This window comes from Microthrixaceae bacterium (assembly GCA_016702505.1).
Lineage (GTDB): Bacteria > Actinomycetota > Acidimicrobiia > Acidimicrobiales > Iamiaceae > Aquihabitans.
Genome location: JADJDU010000026.1, coordinates 1 through 23,515, shown reverse-complemented (window position 1 = coordinate 23,515; position 23,515 = coordinate 1). Strand labels below are relative to the sequence as shown.

At 67.9% G+C, this 23,515-nt stretch carries 37 protein-coding genes; 32 read left to right on the top strand and 5 right to left on the bottom strand.

The window, feature by feature from the left end:
* The first annotated feature begins 4 nt into the window (after nt 1–4).
* From IPG97_16545 to IPG97_16520, 6 genes are all read left to right on the top strand, one after another.
* A complete protein-coding gene (locus tag IPG97_16545; GenBank protein MBK6858107.1) occupies nt 5–3,106 on the top strand; it encodes a hypothetical protein in 3,102 nt (1,033 codons plus the stop codon).
* The gene (locus tag IPG97_16540) at nt 3,106–3,555 is read left to right on the top strand and encodes a hypothetical protein (GenBank protein ID MBK6858106.1); all 450 of its coding nucleotides are present in this window, start codon (nt 3,106–3,108) and stop codon (nt 3,553–3,555) included. Before IPG97_16545 ends, IPG97_16540 begins: the two co-directional genes overlap by 1 nt.
* A complete protein-coding gene (locus IPG97_16535) occupies nt 3,555–3,983 on the top strand; it encodes a hypothetical protein (GenBank protein MBK6858105.1) in 429 nt (142 codons plus the stop codon). The genes IPG97_16540 and IPG97_16535 overlap by 1 nt, the downstream gene beginning before the upstream one ends.
* A gap of 87 nt (nt 3,984–4,070) precedes the next feature.
* Nucleotides 4,071–5,534, top strand: a complete 1,464-nt coding sequence (locus tag IPG97_16530) for a hypothetical protein (protein MBK6858104.1) — start codon at nt 4,071–4,073, stop codon at nt 5,532–5,534.
* A complete protein-coding gene (locus tag IPG97_16525; GenBank protein ID MBK6858103.1) occupies nt 5,512–6,189 on the top strand; it encodes a hypothetical protein in 678 nt (225 codons plus the stop codon). Before IPG97_16530 ends, IPG97_16525 begins: the two co-directional genes overlap by 23 nt.
* A gap of 71 nt (nt 6,190–6,260) precedes the next feature.
* A complete protein-coding gene (locus IPG97_16520) occupies nt 6,261–6,566 on the top strand; it encodes a hypothetical protein (protein ID MBK6858102.1) in 306 nt (101 codons plus the stop codon).
* On the opposite strand, the gene IPG97_16515 is transcribed toward IPG97_16520, so the two are convergent.
* Nucleotides 6,518–7,189 carry a hypothetical protein gene (locus IPG97_16515; protein MBK6858101.1) on the bottom strand — a complete coding sequence of 224 codons (672 nt, stop codon included), beginning with the start codon at nt 7,187–7,189 and terminating at the stop codon, nt 6,518–6,520. The two genes, IPG97_16520 and IPG97_16515, sit on opposite strands and share 49 nt — an antisense overlap.
* 14 nt (nt 7,190–7,203) lie before the next feature.
* On the opposite strand from IPG97_16515, the gene IPG97_16510 reads away from it, so the two are divergent.
* The 5 genes from IPG97_16510 (at nt 7,204) to IPG97_16490 (ending at nt 10,198) form a co-directional block, all read left to right on the top strand.
* Complete coding sequence (locus IPG97_16510) at nt 7,204–8,316, top strand: hypothetical protein (protein MBK6858100.1); 1,113 nt, start codon at nt 7,204–7,206, stop codon at nt 8,314–8,316.
* 19 nt (nt 8,317–8,335) lie between these two features.
* Nucleotides 8,336–8,518: a hypothetical protein gene (locus IPG97_16505; protein ID MBK6858099.1), complete on the top strand. Its 183-nt coding sequence runs from the start codon at nt 8,336–8,338 to the stop codon at nt 8,516–8,518.
* 200 nt (nt 8,519–8,718) lie between these two features.
* The gene (locus tag IPG97_16500; protein MBK6858098.1) at nt 8,719–9,300 is read left to right on the top strand and encodes a hypothetical protein; all 582 of its coding nucleotides are present in this window, start codon (nt 8,719–8,721) and stop codon (nt 9,298–9,300) included.
* A complete protein-coding gene (locus tag IPG97_16495) occupies nt 9,297–9,512 on the top strand; it encodes a hypothetical protein (protein MBK6858097.1) in 216 nt (71 codons plus the stop codon). The genes IPG97_16500 and IPG97_16495 overlap by 4 nt, the downstream gene beginning before the upstream one ends.
* Nucleotides 9,509–10,198 carry a hypothetical protein gene (locus tag IPG97_16490; GenBank protein ID MBK6858096.1) on the top strand — a complete coding sequence of 230 codons (690 nt, stop codon included), beginning with the start codon at nt 9,509–9,511 and terminating at the stop codon, nt 10,196–10,198. Before IPG97_16495 ends, IPG97_16490 begins: the two co-directional genes overlap by 4 nt.
* Nucleotides 10,199–10,284: 86 nt before the next feature.
* On the opposite strand, the gene IPG97_16485 is transcribed toward IPG97_16490, so the two are convergent.
* The 3 genes from IPG97_16485 to IPG97_16475 all read right to left on the bottom strand — a co-directional run bounded on the left by IPG97_16485 (nt 10,285) and on the right by IPG97_16475 (nt 11,254).
* Entirely contained in the window at nt 10,285–10,686 is a 402-nt protein-coding gene (locus IPG97_16485; protein MBK6858095.1) for a hypothetical protein, read from the bottom strand.
* Nucleotides 10,683–10,979, bottom strand: coding sequence for a hypothetical protein (locus IPG97_16480; protein MBK6858094.1), 297 nt, complete (start codon nt 10,977–10,979; stop codon nt 10,683–10,685). The genes IPG97_16485 and IPG97_16480 overlap by 4 nt, the downstream gene beginning before the upstream one ends.
* 65 nt (nt 10,980–11,044) lie before the next feature.
* Nucleotides 11,045–11,254, bottom strand: a complete 210-nt coding sequence (locus IPG97_16475) for a hypothetical protein (GenBank protein MBK6858093.1) — start codon at nt 11,252–11,254, stop codon at nt 11,045–11,047.
* Nucleotides 11,255–11,307: 53 nt separating this feature from the next.
* Here IPG97_16475 and IPG97_16470 point away from each other — a divergent pair, with 53 nt between their 5' ends.
* The 5 genes from IPG97_16470 to IPG97_16450 all read left to right on the top strand — a co-directional run bounded on the left by IPG97_16470 (nt 11,308) and on the right by IPG97_16450 (nt 13,060).
* Nucleotides 11,308–11,535, top strand: coding sequence for a hypothetical protein (locus tag IPG97_16470; protein ID MBK6858092.1), 228 nt, complete (start codon nt 11,308–11,310; stop codon nt 11,533–11,535).
* A 118-nt stretch (nt 11,536–11,653) separates the two neighbouring features.
* Nucleotides 11,654–11,863, top strand: coding sequence for a hypothetical protein (locus IPG97_16465; GenBank protein MBK6858091.1), 210 nt, complete (start codon nt 11,654–11,656; stop codon nt 11,861–11,863).
* A 233-nt stretch (nt 11,864–12,096) separates the two neighbouring features.
* Entirely contained in the window at nt 12,097–12,315 is a 219-nt protein-coding gene (locus IPG97_16460; protein MBK6858090.1) for a hypothetical protein, read from the top strand.
* A complete protein-coding gene (locus tag IPG97_16455) occupies nt 12,312–12,476 on the top strand; it encodes a hypothetical protein (GenBank protein MBK6858089.1) in 165 nt (54 codons plus the stop codon). The genes IPG97_16460 and IPG97_16455 overlap by 4 nt, the downstream gene beginning before the upstream one ends.
* Nucleotides 12,473–13,060, top strand: a complete 588-nt coding sequence (locus IPG97_16450) for a hypothetical protein (GenBank protein ID MBK6858088.1) — start codon at nt 12,473–12,475, stop codon at nt 13,058–13,060. Before IPG97_16455 ends, IPG97_16450 begins: the two co-directional genes overlap by 4 nt.
* A 7-nt stretch (nt 13,061–13,067) precedes the next feature.
* On the opposite strand, the gene IPG97_16445 is transcribed toward IPG97_16450, so the two are convergent.
* Nucleotides 13,068–13,340, bottom strand: a complete 273-nt coding sequence (locus IPG97_16445) for a hypothetical protein (protein MBK6858087.1) — start codon at nt 13,338–13,340, stop codon at nt 13,068–13,070.
* Between IPG97_16445 and IPG97_16440 the strand changes: the two genes are divergently transcribed.
* The 16 genes from IPG97_16440 (at nt 13,330) to IPG97_16365 (ending at nt 23,052) form a co-directional block, all read left to right on the top strand.
* Complete coding sequence (locus IPG97_16440) at nt 13,330–13,872, top strand: hypothetical protein (protein MBK6858086.1); 543 nt, start codon at nt 13,330–13,332, stop codon at nt 13,870–13,872. The genes IPG97_16445 and IPG97_16440 overlap by 11 nt on opposite strands.
* A gap of 166 nt (nt 13,873–14,038) precedes the next feature.
* Complete coding sequence (locus tag IPG97_16435; GenBank protein MBK6858085.1) at nt 14,039–14,506, top strand: hypothetical protein; 468 nt, start codon at nt 14,039–14,041, stop codon at nt 14,504–14,506.
* On the top strand, nt 14,503–14,880 hold the full coding sequence (locus IPG97_16430) for a hypothetical protein (protein MBK6858084.1): 378 nt from the start codon (nt 14,503–14,505) through the stop codon (nt 14,878–14,880). The genes IPG97_16435 and IPG97_16430 overlap by 4 nt, the downstream gene beginning before the upstream one ends.
* 103 nt (nt 14,881–14,983) lie before the next feature.
* Complete coding sequence (locus tag IPG97_16425; GenBank protein ID MBK6858083.1) at nt 14,984–15,433, top strand: hypothetical protein; 450 nt, start codon at nt 14,984–14,986, stop codon at nt 15,431–15,433.
* Nucleotides 15,430–16,092, top strand: coding sequence for a hypothetical protein (locus IPG97_16420; GenBank protein MBK6858082.1), 663 nt, complete (start codon nt 15,430–15,432; stop codon nt 16,090–16,092). Before IPG97_16425 ends, IPG97_16420 begins: the two co-directional genes overlap by 4 nt.
* Nucleotides 16,089–16,256 carry a hypothetical protein gene (locus IPG97_16415; protein ID MBK6858081.1) on the top strand — a complete coding sequence of 56 codons (168 nt, stop codon included), beginning with the start codon at nt 16,089–16,091 and terminating at the stop codon, nt 16,254–16,256. Before IPG97_16420 ends, IPG97_16415 begins: the two co-directional genes overlap by 4 nt.
* Nucleotides 16,253–17,053, top strand: coding sequence for a hypothetical protein (locus tag IPG97_16410; GenBank protein ID MBK6858080.1), 801 nt, complete (start codon nt 16,253–16,255; stop codon nt 17,051–17,053). Before IPG97_16415 ends, IPG97_16410 begins: the two co-directional genes overlap by 4 nt.
* Complete coding sequence (locus IPG97_16405) at nt 17,050–17,328, top strand: hypothetical protein (GenBank protein ID MBK6858079.1); 279 nt, start codon at nt 17,050–17,052, stop codon at nt 17,326–17,328. The genes IPG97_16410 and IPG97_16405 overlap by 4 nt, the downstream gene beginning before the upstream one ends.
* A gap of 657 nt (nt 17,329–17,985) precedes the next feature.
* Nucleotides 17,986–18,546 carry a hypothetical protein gene (locus tag IPG97_16400; protein ID MBK6858078.1) on the top strand — a complete coding sequence of 187 codons (561 nt, stop codon included), beginning with the start codon at nt 17,986–17,988 and terminating at the stop codon, nt 18,544–18,546.
* Nucleotides 18,546–19,004: a hypothetical protein gene (locus IPG97_16395; GenBank protein MBK6858077.1), complete on the top strand. Its 459-nt coding sequence runs from the start codon at nt 18,546–18,548 to the stop codon at nt 19,002–19,004. Before IPG97_16400 ends, IPG97_16395 begins: the two co-directional genes overlap by 1 nt.
* Nucleotides 19,001–19,714: a DNA adenine methylase gene (locus IPG97_16390; GenBank protein ID MBK6858076.1), complete on the top strand. Its 714-nt coding sequence runs from the start codon at nt 19,001–19,003 to the stop codon at nt 19,712–19,714. Before IPG97_16395 ends, IPG97_16390 begins: the two co-directional genes overlap by 4 nt.
* Before the next feature lie 303 nt (nt 19,715–20,017).
* Nucleotides 20,018–20,434, top strand: coding sequence for a WhiB family transcriptional regulator (locus IPG97_16385; protein MBK6858075.1), 417 nt, complete (start codon nt 20,018–20,020; stop codon nt 20,432–20,434).
* Nucleotides 20,431–21,801: an AAA family ATPase gene (locus tag IPG97_16380; GenBank protein ID MBK6858074.1), complete on the top strand. Its 1,371-nt coding sequence runs from the start codon at nt 20,431–20,433 to the stop codon at nt 21,799–21,801. Before IPG97_16385 ends, IPG97_16380 begins: the two co-directional genes overlap by 4 nt.
* A 40-nt stretch (nt 21,802–21,841) precedes the next feature.
* The gene (locus tag IPG97_16375) at nt 21,842–22,003 is read left to right on the top strand and encodes a hypothetical protein (protein ID MBK6858073.1); all 162 of its coding nucleotides are present in this window, start codon (nt 21,842–21,844) and stop codon (nt 22,001–22,003) included.
* Between the two features lie 475 nt (nt 22,004–22,478).
* Nucleotides 22,479–22,751, top strand: a complete 273-nt coding sequence (locus IPG97_16370; protein ID MBK6858072.1) for a hypothetical protein — start codon at nt 22,479–22,481, stop codon at nt 22,749–22,751.
* A 4-nt stretch (nt 22,752–22,755) separates the two neighbouring features.
* On the top strand, nt 22,756–23,052 hold the full coding sequence (locus IPG97_16365; protein MBK6858071.1) for a hypothetical protein: 297 nt from the start codon (nt 22,756–22,758) through the stop codon (nt 23,050–23,052).
* Nucleotides 23,053–23,515: the final 463 nt, after the last annotated feature.

Sequence of the window (23,515 nt, the reverse complement as noted above, 5' to 3'; positions counted from 1 at the left end):
GGGGGTGGCGGGGCGCGCTCTCACGATCGACATTACGACGAGGGACCAGCAGACGCTGGCCGCTCTCAAGCGCGTCCAGAAGGAGTTGTCGGCTGTCGACAAGGCGGTGGACAAGACCGCCAAGGAGAGCGACAAGCTCGGTAAGTCGGCCGATGATTACGCGGCGAAACTGAGTAACGCCCGTGAGGTCGCGGGCGGGATCGTGTTGGGCGGCACGGTGGCGGTGTTGGGTGCGTCGACCAAAGCCGCTGGCGAGCTGGCGGAGGCGCAAGCCAAAACGAACGCCGTATTCGGGGAGTCGGTGGGGATCATCAATCAGTTTGCTGAGGGCGCGACCGAGGCGCTCGCCCTGTCGAAGCGTGAGGCGCTGGAGTCCGCATCCACCTTCGGGAACCTGTTTACCCAGATGGGCGTCGGGGCCGCCAAGTCGGCGCAGATGTCTAAGTCGATGATCACCCTTGCTGGTGACTTCGCGGCCTTCCACAACGCGAATCCGGTGGACGTGATCGAGGCGCAGACGGCTGCGTTCGGGGGCGAGTACGACGCCTTGCAGAAGTTTGTTCCGACGATCAACGCGGCGGCAGTGGAGCAGCAGGCGTTGGCCGAGACGGGCAAGTCGTCGGCCCGTGAGCTGACCGCCCAGGAGAAGGCGCTGGCGACCTATTCGCTGATGCTGGCCGGCGCGGGTAAGGCGTCGGGGGCGGCGGCTCGGGAGGCTGACGGGTTGGCGATGTCGTCCAAGCGGGCGAAGGCCGAGCTAGAGAACAGTGCGGCTTCCATTGGCACGTCGCTGGTGCCTGCTGCCGCTACGGCCGCTAAGGGGATAGCGGGTCTGGCGAGTGCGTTTGGTGCGCTGCCTGCTCCGATGCAGACCGGGGTGGTCGGCATAGGGGGGCTGGTGGTGGGTCTCGGGTTGTTGGGGCCGAAGGTCGCTGAGGGTGTCGGCCTGTTGCGGTCTGGTGTTGGTGCTGTCCGTGCGTACGGGTCGGAGACGGCGACGACGGCGCAGAAGATGACGGGCGCTGGTGTCGCCGCTGGTGCGCTGGCTGGTGCGCTGGTGGCTGGTGCTGCTGCGTGGAATCAGTGGGGTGCTGCTGGCCGCGGTGCGGCGAATCAGTGGGCTGACCAGTTCGATCAGGCGAACGGTCGCACGGTTGCGGGCCTGCGCCAGACGGCCGCTGAGACCAGGGCGTGGGGTGATGCGATCAAGGAGGCTGGGGGGTCGTTCGCTGGCCTGCCTGACCCTGGCGACCTGTTCGACATCGACGCTGACCGCGAGACGGCCGAGGCGAAGAAGGCGGCTAAGGGTCGGGCCAAGGCGTACGAGGATGCCGCCGATCGGATAGAGGAGGCCGCTAAGCGGTCTGGTATGTCGGTGGCGGACGCTGAGAAGGCGCTGGCGGCGACTGGTGTCGACCCGACGATCATGTCGGTGGACAAGCTGACGGCTGCACTGGATGGCTACCAGTCCTCGGGAGCGGGGGCCGCTGAGGCTTCGGCTGCGTTGGCCCGTGACTTGGCGGCAGAGGAGGCAGCGGCTGACGCTGCACGGTCCGCCGTCGATGGTCTGCGGTCCGCCGAGGAGGGCGTGGAGTCTGCTCGGGCTGGGGTGGCTGACGCTCAGGATCGGGTGGCTGACGCTGAGCGTGGCGTGTCCGAGGCCCGTAAGGGCGTGGCTGACGCTGCCCGTGGTGTCGCTGATGCCGAGAAAGGTCTGGCTGACGCCAGGCAGGGGGCGGTAGAGGCCGCTGAGGATCTAGCGGACGCACAGCGTGATCTTCAGTTTGGGACCAAGGAGCTGGGGGCCGCCCACAAGGGAGTCGTTGACGCTGAGAAGGATCTGGCGTCGGCGCAGCGCGACAGCAAGGCCGCTCAGGAGGATTTGACCGAGGCGCGTGAGCGTGCCGCTGAGGTCCTGGAGGATCTGGCGGTCTCGGCTAAGGGTGCGGTCCTCGATGAGCGCGAGGCGATCCTCGACCTCAAGGACGCCCGTGAGGCTCTGGCCGCGGGTCCTGACATTGACGAGGCAAAGCCTGGTGAGTCCGCCGATGCTGTGGCCGAGCGGGAGCGGCGCAACGCTGAGGCCCGCAAGGAATGGGCTGAGGATCGCGAGCGTCTCCAGATCCGGGTGGAGCGGGCTGAGATGCGCCTGGCCGAGGCCCAGGAGCGCAACGGTGAGGCGGCCGACGAGCTGGCTGAGGCTCAGGCCCGCGGGATTGAGCAGTCCGAGGAGGTCACCGCGGCGAAGGATGCGATCGCCGCGGCTGCTGATGCTGAGCGCACGGCAGAGGAGGCGCTAGCGGAGGCGAAGGCCCGTGTGGTCGAGGTCCAGGAGGCCCTAGCCCAGCGGGTCGTGGATGCTCAGGCCCGTGTGGTCGAGGCAAACGACCGGGTGACAGAGGCCGCTGGCCGAGTGCGTGACGCCCAAGATCAGGTGGCGGCCGCTCAGCAGCGCGTCGTGGATCAGCAAGCGGCGGTGGTCGAGTCGAGGGCCGCGGTCGAGGGTGCTGAGCGCAAGGTCACCGATGCACTTGTGGCGCAGGCGATAGCGCAGGCCGAGCTGGACACTGCGCTGGCAAACTCGAAGGGCGCTCTAGATGGCCAGATCGTCAAGCTCCTGGAACTGGCGGGGCAGATGGAGCCGGGGTCGCCGGTGCGCCAGCGACTCTTGGAGATGGCCGAGCAGCTCAACTCTCTGACGGCCCGCCCGTGGACGATCGAGCTTCAGACCCGCCTCCAGGCGGTGGACGCGATCAACCGGGCGATGGAGATCGCCTTGTCTGGGACTGATGAGGCGAACCGTGGTGGTCGTGCGATCGGTGGCCGTGTCGGAGCGGGCCGGGTGTATCCGGTGGGCGAGAACGGCCCGGAGATTCTGCGGCTAGATCCTGGCGAGTCGGGTCGTGTGTTCACGCCTGAGCAGTGGGCGGTGGATCAGCGCAAGCAGGCGGCGTTCAACGAGCGTGACCGGCGGGGCCAAGCGAAGTTGGCGGCCGGACCGCGGACCCTGAACGTGACGGTGAACGAGGCGGCTACCCCGTGGCAGACCGTCGATCTGATCGGGTCCGAGTTTGATCGGCTGATGAAGGTGGGGGTGGTGCACTAATGCCGTCTCCGTTGTCGGGTGTGTACCAGTTCGGGGTGGGGTCGTTGGTGTGCGGGGATGGCACCGCTAACCCTGAGGTGTCGTTGGTGAAGGTCAATGGGCTTGGCCCGTCTGTGTCGTCTCAGACGGCCCAACGCTCGATGAGCGGTGGTGTTGCGGTGGGTCGCGATGTGGCGGCCCCGCTCGACATCAGCCTGGATATCGAGATCTGGACGCCTGGTGATGACGCCGCCGCGGGTGCGTGGTGGGTGGCGTTAGCGGCGCAGTTCGACGCGATGGAGTCCGGCTTCGGGTCTCTGTGGTTGTGGTTGCCGGGGATTGGCCACCGCGAGATCGTGGGCCGTCCGATGGGCACGTCCGATGACGGGCTGTCGTCGTTGCCTTACGGCTACGTGGAGATGTCGCTCCGCTGGTTGGGGACGACGGGCGAAATGACGGTGGTGGTCTGATGGCGCTGGTCGTGTCGTGGTATCGGTCCGGGCTGGAGACACTGCACCCTGCAACGTGGGATGCCCGCACCGACGACAAGGTGCTGGCGATCGAGCACGGCATGGGCTGGTCGTTCGACGCCACCGACACCACGCTCACCGACCTGGCGCTCGGTGGCTGCGAGCTTGTCGCCACCGGGTACAGCCGTGCGTCGCTGGTGACGGGTGCCCCGGTGTTCTCGTCGGGCCGCTGGACCCTGCCGCTGTCGGCTGTCGTGTGGGCGTCGTGTGGCACCGCCGAGCAGGTCGCCGCGTTCGTCGGGTACGAGGCCGGTGTCGATGACGCCACGTCGGTACCGCTGTGGGTGCTGTATGACTCGGGCGGCGCTGCGATCGTGACCCTCGACGGCACCGACCTAACCCTGTCGATGGATCTCGGTGTGACATGACCGTCACGGTCACCGCCCCAGCGGGCAACATCACCCACGGCACCCGTGGCGCGGTCTCTACCGAGATGGCATCGGCGGACCTTGGAGGTGTGGATCACCTACGCGGGGTCATCGGGGCGTGTCGCCCAGATCCCGTCCGATCAGATCGTGTCATGCCAGTGGTCCGAGAAGATGGACGCGATCGGGTCGTCATCCGCGACCGTCGTCATCGACCATCACGCCACCTACCCCGATGATTCGTTCGTCGCCGATGACCTGTTGCGGGTCGAGCGTGAGATCCAGATCTCCTACGCCGGGCGGGTGATGCATTGGGGGCCGATCGTGTCGGTGTCCCGGTCGATCGCCGGGCCGACGCTGACCGTCGAGGTCGCCGGCCCTGAGTACTGGCTGGATGCCCGTCTGATCGACGGCGACGAAACAGTGTGGGGTCGTGAGCAGATCCGTGGTACCCGCGAGTGGTCACCGTTCCTCGACGTGACGTCGACGGCGTTCACGGCCGGGGGCCAATTCTCCTACCGGACATCCGATTGGCGGTTCACCGCCGAGGTGTGGATCAAGGCTGGGGTGCCCGACGGTGACGTGATCCTCTCCGCGCTGGCGTCCCCGTCCGCTGCTGACCCACAACAAGGGTCGATGGTGTTCGCCGGGGACCTGGCGCGTGGCCGGTGGGTGACGGCTGTGATCCACACGACGTTCACTTCCGCGTACGGGGCTGGTGGTGCGCCTAGGTCGTGGTTCATGTCTGTCGGGGGGGAGGGCGGCGCAGCCGAGGACGTGGTGGTCCGCAAGGTGTCCGCCCAGATCTCGCCCACCTCTGTCGGCCAGGATGACACTGAGGTCGAGGTCGAGGAGATCCCGGTCCGTGACATGTGGATGGAAGCGTTCGCCCGTGTCGCCGACCTTGGTGTGTCGGCGTGGATCGACGGCAGCATCGACGGGGTAATGGAGGCATCGTGGCGTCGTCCCGATGTGCAGGTCATCGAGGTGGCCCGCATGGTGGTCGAGTCCGGGTACGGTGAATGCGACTTCGCTCTGACCGAGACGGTGCGGGTGGGGCGCTGCTGGGTGACCCGCGGGTTCGCCCATGACCCCGGCGACCTGACACTGACCGCTGAGGGCACGAATCCGCCTGTGGTGTCGTGGGGGACATGGACCTCGGGCCTCACTCACCCGGTAACGGAGTGGGTGGTCGCCAACGACGAGGGCTTCACGGGCTCCTACCACGATGTGACGTTGTTCGGTGGGCTGGTGCTCCAGTCCTACAGCGCGGCCCCAACAGGCACCACGCGGACGATCTCGAGAACCGGGCGATCTACGCTGCGGATCGGGCGTCGTCGTCGCTGTCGGAATCGTTGTCGGCACGGGTCCGTATGGACCTGGTGGCGACGCTGTGGGTTGGGGACCGGGTGCGCGTCGAGATTGACGATGGCCCGTCTCAGATCGCCGCGACGTGGCGGGTCGTGTCCAAGACCGTTGATCCTGCGGCCGCGGCGTTCAGTATCGAGCTATCCCCGTGGATGGGGGCGTGATGGCCGGGTCGATCGTCTCTGAGATCGCCGAGGTGAAGCGGCGTGTCCTCACGTTGGAGCGTCGGCTGCGAGATCTGCGGCTCGTGAAGTACTTGCACCAGCTCCTAGATGTCGACATCACCTACGACGGGCCAGGCGAGGTCGAGGACAACGATGTCCTCACCTATGACGCTACGGCTAAGAGGTGGGTGGCTGCGGCTGTCGACGGTGGCGGGGTGTACTCGTCTGCGTCGATCACCGGGCTGTGGGACGGGACCACGGTCTCTGGTGAGGCGACCGAGTGGAATGTTGCGACGGCAGGGCTGGAGCTGGTCGTCGTGTCAGGTGGCTCCACTCTGATCCGCGGGCTAAGGCCGGACACCGGTACCGGCCTGTGGGAAGTGATCGCGAATGTGCAGGTCACTAGCGGCACCGGCACACCGCGTGTGGAGATCCAGCAGGCGTCGACATCGGCGGGGTGGGACATCGACGGCGAGATGGTGTGTCGGCCGTTGCTGTCCGCGCACGACGACGCCACCGACGGCGGATCTGTGTCGCTGATCGTCCCGATCGGCGCTGTCGATGCCCCTTGGGTGGAGATCGACATCGACATGGGTGGCGCTACCGAGGTCCGTTACCGGCTCCAGGCGCATTTGGTGGCCCCGCTCGCTGTCGTGGACGGGGTGTGTGGTGGCTGACGTGCATCCCGACCGGGGATGCCAGAACGTGAGAGGACAAGGGTATGACGTGTGCTGGTGCTAGTTCGACGGTGACCCGCACCCGCGGGGACGACTGGACGGTGGTGGGGACGCTCGGCGGGTCCGGTGATATCACCGGTGCCGCGGTCACGTCCCAGATCCGCACTCATGTCGAGTCTTCGACGGTGGTGGCGTCCTGGACGGCGACGGTCACGGACGGTCCGGGGCGTGAGGTGACGCTCACGTTGTCGGACACGTTGACCGCTGCGATCACCCCTGGCCGGTACGTCTATGACGTGCAGGTCGTGGCGGGCGGCGTGACCACCACCTATGGCGCTGGTGCGGTGCTGATTGTCCAAGGGGATGTGACCCGATGACCGACGTGACCTGGAACCCTGCCGGCGACGATGACACGTCGTTTGGCCCTCTGACCGCCCACAACGTGCTGGGCGGCCGCACCGCTGCCGACGCACACCCCGCGGCCGCTGTCTCCTACGACCCGACCGTGTCGGGGCTCACCGGCGACACGGTGCAGGAGGCGATCGACGAGCTCGCCACCTCTGGTGGTGCGGTTGCGTCGGTGAACGGTGAGACCGGTGTTGTGGTGCTCGACGCCGGTGACGTGGGCGCGGTGCCGACGGCTCGAACGATCACCGCCGGGACCGGGCTGACTGGCGGCGGTGACCTGTCGGCGGATCGGACGCTGACCGTCACCTACGGCACCACGGCGGGCACGGCGGCTGCGGGTGACGACGCCCGGCTCTCTGACGCTCGCACCCCAACAGCGCACGAGGCGTCCCACCATCACGACGGGTCTGATCCGTTGTCGGTGGTGGATGTGGGCGCTGTGCCCGTCGAATCGGTGGGCCTGCTGCCCGGTGAGACGAACCGTGGCACGTGGGATGTCGCCGCCACCTACGCCGTGGGCGATGTCGTGTTCGAGTCGGGTTCGGCTGTACGTCGCGTCGGCGCCGTCGACGGGCTTGACCCTGCGTCGCACCCCCGGTTCGTGGGATGTGCTGGCCCGATTTCTTGGATCGGAGGATCGAACTCGGCACCGGCTCGTCGGCCACAGGCTACGTGTCCACCGCTGTCGGCCCCATATCGTCGGCCACAGGCTACGTGTCCACCGCGATCGGCCCCATATCGTCGGCCACAGGCGACGCGTCCACCGCGATCGGCACCATATCGTCGGCCACAGGCGACGCGTCCACCGCGATCGGCAACGGCTCGTCGGCCACAGGCGTCGGGTCCACCGCTGTCGGCGCGTACTCCTCCGCCACCACCGACGGCGAAGTGAACCTCGCCAACATCTACCGGGGCAGCGTCGACCCCGGCGACCCGACGGTCGCCACCGGTGCGGAGATCACCACTGGGTTCGTCGACCTCCCCGAAACCGCTGCCGTCACCAACCCCGCTGCCGACCACCAGCGGCTCGTGGCCCGTACCGACGGCCTCTACGTCCGCGACGAGACCGGCGCCGAGGTCGGGCCGTTGGGGGCTGGTGGTGCAGTTGAGCCCGGAATGGTGCCGCCAGTTTCGCCGTCCGCCTACGACCAAGAGTATTGGGACATGGCCGACGGGTCCCCCGTGGTGGGGACGTGGCACAACCAAGGAACGTCCACCGCAGCGATCAGCGACGGTCGCCTCCTGATGACATGCCAGGCTGCAGCGTCCGGGTACAACCAGCGGGCGCTGCTCACCACGCTGCCCAGTTTCACGTCCGTGTCCACTCGGATCACCGTGGGCGGCGAACTCACCAATCACTCCAACGCTGGGTTGGTGCTGTACAACAGCGGCACTGGACGCCTCCTGCAATGGCTGGTACACATCCACGGCCCAGGCAAGGACCTGGAGCTGCACAGGGCCAACTCGTTCACGTCGTTCGATTCAGCAACGACGACCACGGGCGTGTCGGTGGGTGTGGGGCACGTGTACCTCAAGATCACTAATGACGGCGTGAATCTGCGCCGCTGGGTCAGCGATGACGGTGACCGATGGATCATGGTTGGATCGGTGACGTTGGCGTCGTGGATCGGCAGCGTGACCGGGGCTGGCGTCGTGGTCGGGCAGGAACACGCAGGGATCGCCGTCACCGCATCGTTCGACTTCCTGAGATTCACATGACCACGGATTGATTGGCACCATGGACCACGACGGCACCATCAAACGTCTACGCCAACGGCTCGACGCAAACCGGGACTACCTCGCCCTCGCCACCCCGACCGCCGCACAACAGCGGGCGCAGGTCGCACGGCTCACCCGCGAAACCAACGCCCTCATCCGACTGGTGCTCGACCTGCTCGACACCGACGACACAGGAGACTGACCATGCCCTTCACCCCGCCATCGGTGCCATCGGTGCCGCCACCCTCGTCGCCCAGGTCGATTGGCCGCTCGTCGCGTCCACCGTCGTGCTCGCCACGATCCTCAGCCTGCTCACCTCGCTGACCGGGCTACCCGAGGACGCGGAGCGGTGACCACCTGGCTCGACGGGTGGAATCGCATCGAGGGCAACGACTCCGGGTCGTGGGCCAGCGGACCAACCCGCCCCAAACTGCTGCTGCACCCACCGAAGGAAGCTCCATCGCTGGTGCCGTAGGTGCGTACAAGGCCAACAACTCGTGGCCTCACGTCACCGTTGACCCGATCCGCAAGACCAGAGTGCAGCACGTCCCGCTCACCAAACCGGCACGGGCGCTGCGCAACTCCGCCGTGCCGGGCGAAACGAACCGGGCACCGACCGTCATCCAGGTCGAGATCGTCGGCCGGGCCGCAGAATCACACGACTGGTCCGAGGCTGCGCTCGTCTGGCTCGGCCGCGAGGTCGTTGGCCCGCTGTGCACTGCCGCCTCAATCCCGCTAGTGGCCCCGAGGGAGTTCCTCGGCACCAAGGCCGGGCACACACTCGCCAGCGTCACCGCCAAGCAGCGTCTCACCGCCGCCCAATGGCGCGACCTGTCCGGCATCCTCGGCCACCAGCACGCCCCAGAGAACACGCACTGGGACCCTGGCGCGTCAACATCGGGCGCATCATCCAGGCCGCCAAAGGCTACGGCCCGCTCTACCCCAGCACCCCCACCGGACCATCCACCGAGGACACTGACATGACCGACGCTGACCGCAAGATGCTCGCCGACGCCCTCGCCGAAGCCCGCGCCGCTGGCCTCCGTGCCGCCCACTGCGAGCAGCTCCTCGCCGAGCAGGCCGAGCAGCTCAAACAGTTCTACGGCTCCCTTCGGGGCTGGTCGGTGGCCATCGCAGAGAAGGTGGGTGCCTCCCGAGACGACGCCATCCGCAACGACCCCCACGCCCAACGGTGATCGCAGACGTGGCCCCGTGGCTCATCACCCTGAGGGACTCCGCGATAACGGTCGGTGCTGTTGCCGGAGCGCTCGTCACCATCGCAGCCGCGGCGAAACTCCCGCTCATCTCTAGGCCGATCCGCTGGCTGTGGGCGCACCTCGTCGCCCGACCGCTCGCCACCTGGATAGACACCATCCTCGACCCGCACACCGCACCACTCCACGACCGACTAGAGCGCGTCGAACACGAGGTGCGCACCAACGACGGCTCATCGCTCCGTGATGTCGCGGACCGCACCGAGGTCGCCATGGCACGACTCGGCAACCAGATAGCCATCGTGTCGGCCGGACTAGACGTGATGATCCGCACCGAATACACCGCTATCCGCTCCGTCGACGCGTCGATCGCTGGCCGGGTGGACGACATCGCCCGACACACCGACACGGCCCGCCGCGGCCCAGACATCGCCCCCGGCATGACGCCAGGCAGGGTGCTCGCTGAGCTGATCGCCCTCGACTGGGGATCGTGGGGCAAAGGCGCGACCGTCCCCGAGCTGGTGTCGGCACTGGCCATCGACGGACCCCGGCCTGCCTGCTCCGAGGTGCTCGAGGCGCTCATCTCCCCCGAGGTCATCGACCGCTGGCAGGTCCCAGACACCGATTGGCGGCGCAACGACTGGCCAGTGATCGTCCCCATGATCTGACCGGGTTCCCGCCTCCCGGTCAGACGCAAAGGCCCCCGTGCTCCCCATCAGGGGTTGAGCGCGGGGGGCTTTTGTCGCGCCCGGGGTCAGAGTCGCCCGGTCCGCATCGCCCACGCCGCGACCCTCGGCCACGACCAGGCAGGGCCACCCGAGACCGTCCAGTCCGGCTCAGGGAGCACACCCTGCGTCCGCCAGTTGCGCGCCGTCTGGGCCTCCACCCTGAGCAGCGCCGCTATCTCCGCGACCCCCACCGCCACCGCCTGTGCCCGCGGATCCTCGTCCATCGGGCGCCCATCAGGCCCGACCACACACCGGGCCAGATACGCCTTCGACTGGCCGGGCCGCGCCCGGAGCTCGTCCAGCTCATCGGCCCAAGCCTCCCAGGCGTCGACCGCGGACCGATGCACACTCAGCGTCCCGTCGGGCTCACCGCCATGGCCTGTAGCGCAGTACCGCCATTCCGCCGGCCCGGTCGCTCCGGCCATCATCGCTCGACCTCCGTGATGGCCAGGTCAGCGACGTAGAAGGTGAGATCGGAGGCCCCGAGGGCATTGGCTGCCAGGTCCGCCATTGCCTGGCCGTACCGGTCGATCCGTGCTTGATCGGTGCAGGTGGGCACCTCGACCGTCCACGCCTTCCGGCCCCGGTCGAAGGTGGCGGTGCCGCCGTTGAGGCCGATCCGCTTGATCAGGGTGACGATGGCGGCAAAGTCCTTGTCTCGGCTGGTCGAGATCTTCACGGTGTAGGTGGTGGTGGTGGTGGGGTTGCTGGTGTTTTCCATGTCCTGAGTATGCACCATACCTACCCCGACCGTCAACACCTAATACTCACAATGGGCCGAATGGCCTAGTCGTCGTCGGGCCGGTCATCCCCGATCTCACCCGCCACGAACCGGCGCACCACATCCGCACACGCCGGACCCTTCGGCCCGTCGAACCACAAGCGGGTCATCCACGCCGCCCACTCCCCCGGGCGGGGGTCGCTGCGCGTCCGGGGCCGGGTCAGCAGCCGGTGTTCGCATGCGGCAACCGAACCCTCAGCCAAGAAGTTTGACAAGAAGATTCGGTTTAGGGGTTGACTCGCGCGATTTCGGCACGCATAGTGCCGACATGGCATCCACCCCCACCGCCCAACTGGCGGACCTGGTCCTCGGGGACGCTGGGCCGCTGGAGGACTTCGTGAGGTCCCGCCGGGCCGAGGCCCGGGCCTGGCGACTGATCGCCCGAGACCTGTACGAGGTCACCGGCCAGCGCATCGACGTGACCTACGAGACCCTGCGGTCCTGGTACCCCGACCCCGACGAGACCGCCGCCGAGACCGAGGCGGTCGCCTCGTGACCGCCACCGACGCCGAGGCCGAGATCACCAAGGTGCTGAGCGGCGTGCACGGCGAGGGCCTGGTCTTCCGCTCGATCGACTCCACCACGGTGGCGTTCCTGGTGCCGGACGGTGACCGATGATCGCCGTCGCCTGTGCCTCGATGTTGGTCGCCCTCATCGCGCTGCTCGCCCGGGAGCTGGTGTGGATGGCCCGGATGCTCGACGCCTACGAGGCCGAGGTCGACGCCCTCATCGAGGGCCTGGAGGCGGAGCGGGCCCGTCGCCGCAAGGCCGAAGCCCGCGCCAACCACCTGACCGGAGACGTGGTGCGGCTGAGACGCACCTGACCCGGCCCGGGATGCCGGGCGAGGACTGCGGCCGACCCCCTTGGGTCGCGGTCCTCGCCGGGTGGCCCGGGCCAAGGGCGATGACCCCCGGTAGCGCCGGGGGCGGGGCCCGTCAACCCCTCTGGACCGCCCGCTCGATCGCATCGAGCCCGGGCCACCGACCCACACAAACAAGCGGCCCACCCCACGACCTCGCAAGCCGGAGTGGGCCACCTAACCACCTAGGAGCATAGATGCCCCCATCAACGACCATCCGTGTCGATCTGATGCCAGGCGATCCGCCTCCCGTCATCACCGTCGGGCCTCGCACCAGTCACGGCACCATCACCCTGACACTCGACCTGCCTGGCGCTGCAATCGAGCTGGTGTGCTACGACGGCGATGGCCTCGTGGAGATCCTCGCTGAGGCCCACGACCAGGCCGCTGCTCGTGTCGCTGGGTTGCCCGCATGACCGCGGCCATCACGTCACCAATCAGGCCCGCCGACCAGGCCCGAGGCCTCCACTGGCTGGCCCGCTGCCGTGAGTCCCTGCACCAGCACCGAGGCATCGACCGGCACGACCAGACCATGAGCGCCCTCGGTCGGGCCAGCACCAAGGCGGTGAGCCGATGACCGAGCTACCCGTCCTCGAGCGCCGCCAGCACGGCCGCAACCACAGCTACCGACTCAACGGCGACAAGCTCCCCGGCGTCACCACGATCATCGGTGACGGGCTACCCAAGCCCGCCCTGATCGGGTGGGCAGCAAAGACCATCGCTGAGTACGTCGCCGACCGCCTCGACCAGAACGGCGAACACATCACCGCCGACCAGCTCGTGGACGACCTCGCCGAGATCGCCCGGGCCAAGTCGAAGCCGTGGCCCGCCAAGCTGTCGCGCACCAAGGTTGCCGAGATCCTCAAAGGCGTCCACTGGGAGGACCGCGACCAAGCCGGGAACAAGGGCACCGAGGTCCACCGGCTGGCCGAGCTGCTCACCCACGGCGAAGAGGTCGAGGTCCCCGAACCGCTCACCGGCCACGTCGACGCCTATCTCTCCTTCTTGGATGACTGGCGCCCGACCGACGCCCTGACCGAGGTGGTCGTCGGGTCGGCCAAGCACGGCTACTGCGGGACGCTCGACATGATCGCCACCCTCCCCGGGTCTCGGCCGATGCCTCGTCGACCTCAAGACCAACCGGTCCGGCCCCTTCGGTGAGGTGGCCCTACAGCTCGCCGCCTACCGCCACGCGGATGTCGCCCTGATCGACGGCGAGACCGTGCCCATGCCGCCCGTCGACTGGTGCGGCGTGCTGTGGCTCCGGGCCGACGGCTTCGACCTCTACCCCTTCGACGCCGGCCCTGCCCAGTTCCGGAGCTTCCTCTACGTCCAGCAGGTGGGCCGGTTCCTGGCGGACCAGAAGGACCGGGACCGCACCGCCAAGCACGACGCCATCTCCCCGACGACGTTGCCATGGGCGGTGCGGCGTGAGCGACATCACCCCCTACGAACACGACTCCACGTACTCGATCGTGCCGTCGGCTGCGTCCCTCGCCGAGCAGATCGCACGCAGCGATTTCGCGCCGGCCGGGCTGCGCGGCAAGCCCGAAGCGGTCATGGCCGCCATGCTCCAGGGCCACGAGCTCGGCATCGGGCCAATGGCCGCACTCGCTGAGATCGGGGTGATCAACGGCAAGCCCTGCATCAGCGCCAAACTCATGAGGGCACTCGTCCAGCGGGCGGGCCACGACCTGTGGTTTGAGGTCAAAACCAGCACCAAGGTCACCATCTGTGGCCGCCGCAAGGACTGGCCCGAAGACCGCGTCGCCAAGGTCACCTGGACCATGGATGACGCCAAGACCGCTGGCCTATCCGGCGGCCAGAACTACCGCAAGTACCCCGCGCCATGCTGGCCGCTAGAGCCACGGGCGAGCTATGCCGGGACAACTTTGCCGACGTTCTCGGAGGCCTGTCCTACACCCACGAGGAGGTCTCCGATGGTGATCTGGTGGCCGACGCAGACGTGGTGATCGAGTCCCGCGACGACGTGGCCCCACCGGAGAAGGCGACCAGCACCCGCAAGGCCAAGAGTGCCCCGGCCCGCAAGGTGGCGCGGCCAAGGCCACCCCCACGACCACGGTCGCCGCTCCGGTCGACCTGCCCCCACTCCCCGGTGAGGACGGCTATGGCGACATCGTGGACGCCGAAGTGGTCGAGGAATCCACCGTCGACCCTGCGGCCATCCAAACCCGCATCGACGGGCTGACCCAGGAGGACCGCCAGGACCTTGGCGAGTGGTGGAAGGCCCAGGGCATCCCGCCGCTCAAGTCGGGGAACGTGACCGCCGAGCAGGCCGCCGCCATCGGTGCAGCGATCGACGCCTACAACCCGGCGACCCCGGACCCTGCTGCCCGCAACAAGAAGATGTGGGCGATGGTGGCCGAGGCGTGGCCGTCCGATCCCGACGAGGACCGTGACGAGCTGCGCCGCCACCTGATCCAGACCGTCACCGGCCAGCGCACCAGCTCCTCGAAGGACATGGACGGCGACGAGTGGACCGCCCTCTTCGACGCCCTCGAATCGATCAAGGCCGGCACCCACTCACTGTTCCTGCGTTCCAACGGTGAATGGGAGCTGCGCAAGGCGACGGGCGGTGCGTCGTGATCCTCACCCCGCTGCCCGCTCCCGCCCGCAACGTCCACCCGCTGCGCTCCGACTACGTCGAGGTGTGCTGGACGCCCGTGGTCGGCTCGACGGCCGTGGCACTGCTGCGCCTGCTCCCGGCCATGTGGGCCGAGGCCGTGCCCGTCGAGGTGGCTGACCTGGACTTGGCGCAGCGGTTCGGGCTCGGCAAGTCCGACCGGGTGCGCCAGACCGCCCAGCGCATCGCCCGGTTCTGTGGTGGCCGCTGGGACCCGTCGTTGCGCCTGCTGGAGGTTCCGACGGCGCTGCCGTCTCTGTCGCCCGGCCAGTTGGCCCGGGTGCCCGAGTGGACACGGGCCCGCCATGAGGCCCTGACGATGGCGGTGGCGTCGTGAACGCCGTGACGTGGCCGCTGGCCTTGCCGCTGATCCTGGCCGTGTGCTTCTACGTGCTCGCCGTGGTCGAGGACCGGGCCGAACGACGAGAGAGGAACGAGCGATGAGCGATGAACGTCCGGGGTGGCATCGCCACCCGAATGGTGGCGGCTGGGTGGAGGACACGGCGTCAGTCGATGAGACGGCCTTCGTCGGACCGACGCTCGCCCGGGTTCGGGCCGCTCGGGTGTTCGGGGCCGCTTGGGTGTCCGGGACCGCTCAGGTGTCCGGGGCCGCTGAGGTGTTCGGGAACGCTTGGGTGTGCGGGAACGCTGAGGTGTCCGGGTCCCGCCATGTCCTGACCGTCGGCCCGATCGGGTCCGAGGACCAGACCCTGACCCTGTTCCGCGCTGAGACGGGGTACTGGGTGAGTGTCGGGTGCTGGCACCCGGACGGGGCAACCCTCGATGACCTGACCGCTGAGGTGCAGCGTCGAGCACCGGACCATGCGGATGAGTACGAGGCCGCGATGGCGTTGTGTCGTGTGCGGATCGCTGAATGGGAGAAGCGATGAGCGAGACCGACGACCTGGTGTCCCGTGCCCGTCGGCACGCGGAGACGCACCCGGAGTCCCGGGAACTGATCGAGGAGCTGCTGGAGGAGCTGCTGGAGGCGGTCGTCCGGTGGGCGTGCTTCGCCGCCCCGTCCCCCGTCCCGTCGTGGCCGGATGGCGTCCTGCGAGACGCCGCCAACCGGCTGCGCTGGATAGCCAACTCCGGCTACATCGAGGACCCGGGAATCAAGCGAATCATCCGCAGTTGGGCCGACGAACTGGACGCCACCCTCGTCCCGCCGTGGCCGGGTGCGGTGCTGTCCGGACTGGTCGATGAGGACGGGGTGCCGACGTGGCTCGCCCAGGCCGGGCAGGTGCGCGGCGAGCAGGTGCGGCGCCGCTCGGATCTCGTGTGGGTGAACAACGACCAGATGGTCGCCTTCTCCGACACCGTGTGGGTGGAGGTGCGTGATCCCCGGGCCGTGCCCGAACCGGAGACGGAGCGGGTGCCGTGGTGGGAAGCGAGGGACCGCCTCGGCCTGGCTGGCGACCCGTTCGTGGAGGTCGGCTCCGACGATGAGGGGCCGTGGGTGCGGGTGGTCGAGGGTGGCACGAAGCTGCACTCACCCGTCGACCCCGATGGCACCGTCGAGGTGCTGCGACAGGACGGCGACCGATGACCGACCTGATCCTCGGCCCGGTGATCGCCGCGGTAGATGCCGTTGGGCGTGGGGCGTGGGATTGGTGGATCGTGGCCGGGCTGGTGGTGGCGGTGCTGGTGGCCCAGGTCGTGGCCGTGGCGACGAGAGGCCCGATGGACGACGAGCAGGAGGTACAGCGATGAGCGATGAACGTCCGGAGTGGCATCGTCACCCGAACGGTGGCGGCTGGGTGCAGGACACGGCCCATGTCGATGACACCGCCTACGTCGGACCGGACGCTCAGGTGTCCGGCTCGGCCCGGTCCGGCTCGGCCTGGGTGTCCGGCTCGGCCTGGGTGTCCGGCTCGGCCCGGGTGTACGGCTCGGCCCGGGTGTGCGGCTCGGCCTGGGTCAAGCACCCCCGGCATGTGCTGACGGTGGGTCCGATCGGGTCCGAGGATAAGACCATCACGGTATTCCGCTCCGACACGGGCCATGGGATCGCGGTCGGCTGCTGGTGCGACCCGGCCAGCACGGTCGAGGACCTGGCGGCGGAGGTGCAGCGTCGAGCACCCGAACACGCCGCCGAGTACGCCGCAGTGGAGGTGCTGGTGCGGCTGCGGATCAACGAATGGGAGCAGGAGCGAATGGTCGATGAGCAACAACAACAACAAACAACAAGGAGAAGGCAAGTGAGCAACGTAACGATTGATGGTGTCGAGTACGCACCGGTCCGCCCTGTGGGTGGTGAGGTGCGGATCGTGATCGGCCAGCGTGGCTGGGTGTGGGTCGGGTACTACCGCCACGAGAACGAGGTGGTCACCTTGACCGGTGCACGCACCATCCGCCGGTGGGGTACGTCTGTTGGGTTGGGTGAGCTTGCGGCTGGGCCGTTGGGTGAGACTGTCCTGGACCCTACTGGGATCGTGGAGATTCATGAGTTGGCGGTGGTGGCGACGATCCACGCTGATGCTGAGGCGTGGTCGGGGCATCTCGGATGACCGGGCGAGGTGTGCTGTCCGTTGTGGAGGACTCTGGCGGCTACAGCAACGGCTACGGCGACGGCGACGGCGACGGCTACGGCGACGGCAACGGCTACGGCGACGGCTACGGCAACGGCAACGGCAACGGCTACGGCAACGGCGACGGCGACGGCTACGGCTACGGCTACGGCTACGGCTACGGCCACGGCTACGGCTACGGCCACGGCGACGGCGACGGCTACGGCGACGGCTACGGCGACGGCGACGGCGACGGCGACGGCGGCCGAGCATGACCACCCAGGAATGCCCGAAGTGTGGTCCGGTCCCTGACGTGGAGTTGTTCGGCATCGAGTACCCCGAGCACCAGAGGTGACGCGTGGCAACCGCCAGGCGTCTGCGAGATCAAGGAGACATGGTGAGTAGGTCGAGTGTTGTTCCGTGGTGGGGGCGTCTGTTGCCGTGGGTGCTTGCCGTGGTCGCCGCTGGGTGCCTTGGCTGGTCGCTGGGCATCGACGCGTGGACATGGGCCGGAGAGGTGGAGAGATGACGACAGTCCAGAGCCTCCACCGCAATGCCGAAACGGTCAGACCTGCTGGTCGACTGCGGCCCGCTCACCAAAGGCCAGATCTCAGAGAAGCTGGCATGGCCTGTCGGTCGAGTCGAGAACGCACTGCGCTACGCCCGGGACGAACTGTGCCCGGACCTTGACCTTGCCATCCCGTCACCCACCCCCGGCGACGGCTGGCGCTACCAGGTCACCACCGAGTGGCAGCCAGTCGAGGCTGGTGCCTCCCATCAGCTCGGGCACGTCGAGTCCAGGCTGCGGACGATCCACCGCGACGTGGGGCTGATCCTGCCGCATGTACCCCGGGGCTCCCGCGAGTGGCGACGAGCGAACTTCCTCAACAAGCACCTGGCCCACATGCTGGGCACCCTCAAGGAGATCAACGATGGCGAAGGGCGGCGCGCTCTCAGTGCAGCGGCGATACGAGGCGGCCGTCGAGCACATCGACCGGCTGACGACCGAGCTGGTCGATGCCAAGCAGCGAGCACGGGACCTCAGGGACACGGCCGCCAGGGTGCCGGCAATGGAAGCCCGGATGGTCGAACTACAGCGCCAGGTCGACGCTATGGAGTCGACCGGCATGGCCAAGTTGCGGGCAGCTCACGCAACCGATTTGTCCGCCATCTCGACGGAGCTCGACCGTGCGATTGATGAGCTTACCGCTCTCGTGGCAGTGAACTTCAAGACGGCCGACTTCAAGGCCCCGCAGACGCTGATAGACGCCATTAGTGCGGGCGGTGCTCGGTGGGCACCCGTGAGGGCCGCACTGCACCCGGGGAGGATCAACAGGGAAGCCCGGCGCGTTCTGGCGTCCGACCGCCGACTCCGGGAGGTCGACCATTATGAACTGGTAGTGCAAGAGAACGGACGAACTGACGTGGAGAATCCCCGCCGCACGGCGTGGGTGCCCGGTCGTCCAGGTGCTGCCACAGGGGTGATGCAGTGATGACCGACCTGATCCTCGGGGTCGACCCCGGCAAGACCGGCGCACTGGCGGTGCTGCACCCTCAGCTCGGGCTGCTCGACGTGCACGACATGCCGGAGGCGACCGGGCACCCGCTCGGCGCCCTGGTGGCCGACATGGTGCGGGACTACGAGCCCGACCGGTTCGGGCTGGCGGTGGTCGAGAAGGTGCACGCGATGCCCCGACAGGGCGTGTCCAGCGTGTGGACGTTCGCTGAGGGCCACGGTGCCGTGTTGGGTGCGTTGGGTGCGCTCGGTGTGCCGGTGCGGCTGGTGCCGCCGTCGACGTGGAAGAGGGCGCTGGGCTTGTCGTCGGACAAGAACGCCAGCCGTCAGCGGGCGATCGAGACGTGGCCCGAGCATGTGCGGACGTTCGCCAGGGTCAAGGACGACGGCCGTGCCGAGGCGGCGCTGCTGGCCCTGTTCGGAGCTCGGCCGTGAAGGCGCCGTTCCCGTGGTTCGGCGGCAAGCGCAAGGTGGCGACAGAGGTGTGGTCTGCGTTGGGTGACGTAGACAACTACGTCGAGCCGTTCGCCGGTTCCTTGGCCGTGCTCCTCGAGCGGCCGACGTGGCACAAGGGGTCGACGTCGACGGTCAACGACGCTGACCGGTTCGTGTCGAACTTCTGGCGTGCGCTCGCAGCGGACCCGGAGGGAGTGGCCGCCCACGCTGACTGGCCGGTGAACGAGGCGGATCTGGAGGCCCGTCACCTGTGGCTCGTCACGTCAGGCAGGGAGCGGGTCAATGCGCTCGCATCCGATCCCGACTTCTTTGACGTGAAAGTAGCCGGGTGGTGGGTGTGGGGTATCTGCTCGTGGATCGGGTCGGGGTGGTGCGCGGGCTCTGGCCCGTGGATGCTCGACGATGACGGACGACTGAGCAAGCGCCCCCACCTCGGCGACGCCGGGCAGGGGATCAACGGGGATCAAACGCCAGCTCCCCCACCTCGGCGACGCCGGGCAGGGGATCAACCGCCAGCTCCCCCACCTCGGCGACGCCGGGCAGGGGATCGAGGAGTACCTGCATGGACTGGCCCGGGTGTTGCGGGGCGTTCGGGTGTGCTGCGGCGACTGGTCGCGTGTCGTCACGAACGGTGCACTCGCCTACGGGTCAACTGTGGGTGTGTTCCTCGACCCGCCGTATCTGGGTGACGTGCGGACCTCAGATCTCTACTCGGTCGACGATCACACAATCGCGCACGAGGTGCGCGATTGGTGCATCGACAACGGGGACAACCCTCGGTATCGGATCGTGCTAGCTGGGTATGCCGCGGAACACGACGACCTCATGCCCGACTCGTGGAGGCGTCACAGGTGGAGTGCGTCTGCGGCCTACAGCACCACGGCGAGCGCCGTACGGCATGACGGTAACCACGCCAACAGGTCGACGGAGGTGTTGTGGTTCTCGCCACATTGCCTCTCGGGCCAGATGCCAACGTTGTTCGGGACCTCGGCGTGAGCGGCGACCGAATCAGGGTGCGTGCCGAGGCCGGTCTCGTCTCCAACCCAGTGCTGGTGCCGGTGTGGCCGGAGGCGGCGTGTCGTGGCAGCGGTCTCGACTGGTTCCCGCCCCATCACGACCTGCGGGCTGAGGCCGCTGCGATCAACGTGTGCCGCACCTGCCCGCACCAGGCCGAGTGTCTGGCGTGGGCTGTGGAGCACGACGAGTGCGGCATCTGGGGTGGCACGACCGACCGGGAACGGTTGCGGGCCAAGATCCGGGGCAAACGTCCGATCCGTCACGGCACGGAGGCGGGTGCGGTGGAGCATCGACGCCAGGGCATCCCGACGTGTGACGAGTGCGCTACGGCTCGGCTCGCTGCTGAGCGGGCAAGGCGGGCAAGGCGGCAAGCGCAGGAGGCGGATGGGTGAGTATGCCCCAGGCCGCCGCCCACGAACTCGAACCCCTCCACGTCCTAGAGGAGCAGGCCGCCGCCGAAGGACTGACGGCACGGCCCAGCCGGACCCGCCAAGACGTACCCCACGACACCGACGCCGAGATCGGCGTCCTCGGGGTGATGCTCTACTCGATGACCGCAGCCGAGACCGTCCTCGGTCTCGGCCTTGAGCCCGAGCACTTCTACGCCCCGCGGCATCAAGCGATCTACACCGCCATCTGTGAGACCGTCGCCGCCGGCGAGCAACCCGATCCGGTCACCGTCCCACCGAGAGGCAACGGCAGCTTCGACGGGCGCGACCTCCTGTCGATAGTCACCCACGCTCCCCTGTCGACCAGCGCACCCGCCTACACCCGGCGGATCATCCACACTGCCCGGTTGCGGGCGCTGCTCAGCGGGGCGCTAGAAGCGGCCAACTCGGCCCGCAACGGCGACCTAGACACCAGCCTCGCCCAACTCCAGCGCCTCGCAGCCGCCCAACCCGCCGACGACGCCGGGACCACCTGGACCCCCGTCGACCTCGCAGCCGTCATCGACGGCGATGGGCCACCCGAGCCCACCATGCTCGCCCGCGACGACGGGCACCAGCTCCTCTACGCCGGGCGCGTCCACGCGTTCAACGCGGAGTCTGAATCGGGCAAGAGCTGGCTGGCATGCGCCGCCGCCGCCGAGCGTCTCACCGAAGGCGAACACGTCATCTACCTCGACTTCGAAGACCACGCCACGGGCATCGTCGGCCGACTCCGGGCCCTCGGCGTGGACCGTGACGCCATCATCGGCCGACTCCACTACGTGCGCCCAGACGACCCGATCGACCCGGTGGCCATCGCCGCACTAGAGCGGCTCCTGATCGACCACCAACCAACCCTGGCCATCGTGGATGGCGTCACAGAGGTGATGGTACAGAACGGGTGGTCGATCAACGACAACGACGACGCCGCCAAGTTCCTCCTGGCGCTCCCCCGACGGATCGCCCGTCACGGATGCGCCGTCGTGCTCATCGACCACGTGCCCAAAGACAAGGAGGCCAGAGGCCGGTACGGCATCGGGGCCCAACACAAGCTGGCCGGGGTGGATGGGGCTGTGTACCGCCTGGAGGTCACCCAACCGTTCGGGCTCGGCCGCACCGGCACCAGCCGGATCACCGTCGCCAAGGACCGGCCAGGCCACGTCCGTGGCTTCGCTTCTGGCGGTGAGACGGTCGGGACGTTGCAGCTCACCTCACGGGCCGACGGTGATGTGTCGCTAGCCATCTTGTGCCCCGAGTCAGACACACCAATAAGGACCCGCCCGACCACTCTCATGGAGCAGGTTGCAACGGCAATCCAAGGCCCTAAATGACTCCGGTGTTTACCCAACTCGCAATGGCATATTGGCGGACGTGTCAGGCAAAAAGAAGTGGGTGGCCGAAGCGCTCCGGCTCCTGATCGAGGAGGGGCATGTGACGACCCGGCCCGGCCCGAACCGATCCCAGCTCCACACCCTGACCAAGCCCTACGTCGTGCCCCAGTCCCCCCGATCCGACCTCACCGAGGAGTTCTAGCCTGTGGATAACTGCCCTCAAATCCCCTCCATAACCCAGGTGGGTCCCGGTGGGTCCCAGTGGGTCCCGGACCCACCTGGTGTGGGCTCGTCCCGGGTGGGTCCCGTCACGGTGGGGTTGGGGTCTGAAGACCCCACCGAGGGACCCACCCAGGGACCCACCCAGCCGCCCACTACCCCCACCCAAAAAACTCAGGTGGGTCCCGGTGGTTGGGACCCACCTGCACTGTGGCCGGGATTCGACCCATCGAGGCGGAGTCCATACGGCGACGCCTGGCGTGATGTATGGTCGAGGCTCAACGACTCGTGGACGCCGATGCCCGAGATCGTCGCCGCTGTAGCGACGGCGCACGACCTGCAAACAAAACTGAAGCGGCATGATCCGCGAGGCCGGGAACAACGGGCACCTGATAATCCGAGGCCGGACTCCCGAAATCCGATACCCGGATGATTCGGCGCAACCCACAGGCGGCAGCATGAACAACTCCGACCGAGCCAGGATCATTCTCAATATAGAAATAGCGGCCAACTGGCTAAACACCATCCCGCATGACATAAATGCAATCGTGGCCGAGAAGCACCGCCAAGCCCGAGCACAAGCGTCGATCCGCTCCGGCAGCGACGGCCGAGCACCCAAGGGCAGCCACTCCGACCCGACCGCCTCAGCGGTCATGTCCTCAGCCGAAGCGATCGCCGACGCCGACGAGGTGGACCCGAGAAGCAGACGCCGCCCTCGCCCTGCTGGATGAGACCATGGCGTGGCTGCTGGCCAAGTGCGGGACGATCCAGCGCGCCGGGCTGCGGCCAGAGCCACCACTAGCCCAACCCAAGCGGCAGGCCTGCGCCAACTGTGCCCGCTTCGGGCTCGACGTCGACCTGGCCGACAGCGGCGGTCGTCTGTGCGGCCAGTGCAAGACCTTCCGCCGCAACCACAAGGTCATGCCCCATGAGGCGATCTGTCGGGCATGGGCCAGCGGCACCAGCCGCATCACGCCGGGCCTGATCGCTGAGGCCAAAGCCCACGCACAACGCAAACGCCGAGCCTCGTAGCCTCGTGGTACTTGCAATGCGCTGACCTGCATGATAGGTCTCAGCAGTTGAGTGCGACCCGTGGCCCTGCGCCCGGGTCACTCTTGCGTTACCGGGGAGGCTGACCGAATGGTCCACCCGCTCAAGTCCCACGCTCGGCGCAAGCTCATAGCTCACGTTCGGGCGACGCAACCGTGCTGCCACCTGTGCGGTCTGCTCATCGACCTCGACGCTGACCACCAGCGGGCACCGCTCGGATCAGCACTCGATGAGCTGGTACCTCGTGCTCATGGCGGGTCATGCACTGACCCTGCCAACGTGCGGCACGCCCACCGGCTGTGCAACAGCATCCGAGGGACCAAGACGATCACACCTGACCTGCGCAGACGCTGCCACGCTGCGGTGATCGATGTCCTGCAACCGTCCGTCGTGCGCCGGAGCTGGTGACGGGGCCACCGTTTCTTTGGTTATCCACAGGGCGCCC